This window comes from bacterium, from assembly GCA_024224155.1.
In the GTDB taxonomy this organism is placed as follows: Bacteria; Acidobacteriota; Thermoanaerobaculia; order Multivoradales; family JAHEKO01; genus CALZIK01.
In genome coordinates this window covers 1-612 of record JAAENP010000491.1, presented here as the reverse complement: position 1 = coordinate 612, position 612 = coordinate 1, and the positions used below count along the sequence as shown (strand labels likewise).

Below are 612 nucleotides of genomic sequence, written 5' to 3'. Positions count from 1 at the left end.
CCTGCCGCGAGGAACTCGACCGGCTGAGCGCCTCAACGCTCGGCCAGAGCCGACTAACGATTCGGCGGTCACTTCAGTCACCCACCAGCGGCGCCGGATTCCCGGAGCACGTTAGCTCAGGGCGGGCGCCAGGGCCTGGTCGAGAACTGGACCAGCGGAGACATGGCGTTCAACCAGAATCGGTCGCTGAGAGATGATATCCTCGACCGTCGGAAGCCGTCCTTGGCAACATCGAGATGGCCCGATCCTCAACGCCAAGACACCTTTGAGGCGCGATCGATGACTGCCGCCAAAACGCTCAATGTGCTGCTGGTCGAAGATGACGAGGGGATTGCGGCGCTGGAGAGCGCGACGCTCGAACGGCACGGTTTCCGGGTCAAGCTAGCCGCGATCGGCCAGCGGGCGCTCGAGTGCCTCGAGGAGTACGAGCGACTGGCGTTGGTAGTTCTCGACTACAAGCTGCCCGATATGACCGGTGCCGACATCGTCGCGGCGCTCGGCGACCGCCTCGCCACGTTGCCGGTGGTCATGGTCACCGGCTATCCCGATCCGGTCGTCGAAGAGCGGATGCGAGCTGCCGGTGTGTTCGATTACATCATCAAAGACACGGAT

The 612-nt window shown here is 63.4% G+C and carries 1 protein-coding gene; it reads left to right on the top strand.

Going from position 1 to position 612, the window contains the following annotated elements; all coding sequences use genetic code 11:
* Positions 1–279: 279 nt before the first annotated feature.
* Positions 280–612, top strand: a 333-nt coding sequence (locus GY769_23380) for a response regulator (GenBank protein ID MCP4204861.1), incomplete at its 3' end; no start/stop codon positions are given.